The sequence below is a fragment of the Kribbella sp. NPDC003505 genome (assembly GCF_040610875.1).
GTDB lineage: Bacteria > Actinomycetota > Actinomycetes > Propionibacteriales > Kribbellaceae > Kribbella.
Genome location: NZ_JBEXNA010000024.1, coordinates 1 through 2,159 on the forward strand (window position 1 = coordinate 1; position 2,159 = coordinate 2,159).

Genomic DNA, 2,159 nt, shown 5'->3' on the forward strand with positions numbered 1-2,159 from the left:
TGTCGACGGCGCTCTAAAGCTGGTCGGTTTCGGCGGTTGAAAAGTGAGCGGTTGTTGGCAGTCTAGGACTGCGTTTGGTCTGTGGTGGTGCGGATGCTGGGGAGGCTGTCGATGCCGCGGCCGCGGAGTCGGTAGCTGGCGCCTTTGAGGGTGAGGACGTCGGCGTGGTGGACGATGCGGTCGATCATGGCGGCGGCGACGGCTTGGTCTCCGAAGACGCCTCCCCAGCCGGAGAACGGCAGGTTGCTGGTGAGGATCAGCGATGCGTGTTCGTAGCGGGAGGAGACGAGTTGGAAGAACAGGTTCGCGGCGTCTTGCTCGAACGGGAGGTAGCCGACCTCGTCGACGATGATCAGCCCGTAGCGGCGCAGCTTGGCGAGTTCGTTCGGGAGTTTACCGGCGCGGTGGGCGTCGGTGAGGCGGGTGACCCAGTCGGTCGCGGTGGCGAACAGGACGCGGTGTCCGTGTCTGGCGGCCGCGACGCCCAGGGCGGTGGCCAGGTGGGTTTTGCCGGTGCCGGGCGGGCCGAGGAGTACGACGTTGCGGGCCTCGGTCAAGAACCCGCCTGATGCCAGTGCTGCGATCTGTTGGCGTGCTGCTGGTTGGGCGTCGAAGTCGAAGTCCTCGAGGGTCTTGACGGCGCCGAACCCGGCCGCGCGGATTCGTAGTCGGGCGCCGGATGAGTTGCGGGCGCTGACTTCGCGTTCGAGAACGGCCGCGAGGTAGTCCTCATGGGTCCAGCCGGCATCACGGGCCTGGTCGGCCAGCCGGGTGGCGGCCTCAATGATGCGTGGTGCTTTCAGCGCGGCGGCCAGATAGGTGATGTGCTTGACCGCTTCGGTGCTCGCACCAGGCTTCGTAGTGGGTTTCGTGGCGGCCATCAGCTGATTCCTTCCTCGGCGGTGAGCCCGAATGCGCGGTCGTAGTCGCTGAGATCCCGGGCCAGATCATCACCGGAGACGACGGCGCGGGGTTGCTGGAACTGTTTGCGCAGCCAGGCAGCTGTCTGGACGTGTGCGGGGTCCGTGCTGGTGGTTCCTCTGGCCCAGACGCGGCAGTGCTCGGCGACGATGCGGCCGTCCGCGCGGACCCGCACCCTTTCCAGGTCTGCGGCGACGTCGACCATCCGGCCGATCACGGCCGGGTCGACGGAGTAGTCGTTGGTGTCGAGGCGGACGTAGTAGTCGCGGCCCAGCCGGATCTTGTTGCGCCAGCCCAGATGCAACGGGATCGGCGGCAACGCCAGCATCGCGGCCCGGTCGGCGTCGACCAGGTCCGTCGGTGCGGCTTTGATGGTGCGGACCACTCGTGCGTTGGCCCGCGTCAGCCAGTCGGTGAACTGGGCGTTGAAGTCCGCCGGTGAAGTGAACGTCCGGCCGGGCATGAACGAGGTCTCGAACCAGCCGTTGCGGCGCTCCACGATGCCCTTGGACTCGGGGTCTCTGGGCGGCAGCAGGACCAGTTTGGTGGCCAGCGTGCCCATGAACGCCCCCACGCCATCGGCGCGGCGCTGTCCGCGGCCGATGCCGGGTTCGTTGTCCCAGATCAGCCGGCGCGGGACCCGCCCCAGTTGCTGGATCAGCTCCCATGACCCCAGCAGCAGGTCCTCGGTCTTGCGCGTCGGGATCATCCGCGCCGTCACGAACCGCGAGTACGCGGCCGTGATCACCAGCACGGGCAGCAACTTCGCGCTGCCGTCTTCCAGCGGGATCTTCCGCGGCGGAAACCACAAATCACACTGAGCCGCATCACCCGGCACCCACACAATCCGGTCAACCGGATCGACCGGCTGATGCACCGGCCGCAGCCTCGCCACGTTCTCGCGGAACCACCGGATCGACCCCGTCCAGCCGACCCGCTCGGCCAGCACCGTGGCCGGCATGTCCGGCGTCTGCTCCAGCAACGCCCGCACCCGCGCCTCGAACACCGTGAACGACGTCGGTGCCGGCCTGCGCTCATACCTAGGCGGCGCGTCCGAGTTGACCGCCTTGATCACCGTGGTCCGCGAGATCCCCAGCCGCTGCGCAATCCGCGCCTTCGGCACCCCCTCAGCAGCCAACCTCCTGATCAGCGCCCAGTCCTCCAAAGTGATCACTCTCCCATCGTCGAGTGCTCACTTTTCACCGCCGAAAGTGTTCAGTTTTCGAGCGCCGCCGACA

Annotated in this window: 2 protein-coding genes; both read right to left on the reverse strand. The window is 67.4% G+C overall.

The window, feature by feature from the left end; genetic code table 11:
- Positions 1–62: 62 nt before the first annotated feature.
- Positions 63–881, reverse strand: coding sequence for an IS21-like element helper ATPase IstB (istB, locus tag ABZX12_RS42725; protein ID WP_355701218.1), 819 nt, complete (start codon positions 879–881; stop codon positions 63–65).
- The gene (gene istA, locus ABZX12_RS42730; RefSeq protein WP_355701219.1) at positions 881–2,095 is read right to left on the reverse strand and encodes an IS21 family transposase; all 1,215 of its coding nucleotides are present in this window, start codon (positions 2,093–2,095) and stop codon (positions 881–883) included. Before istA ends, istB begins: the two co-directional genes overlap by 1 nt.
- Positions 2,096–2,159 lie beyond the last annotated feature (64 nt).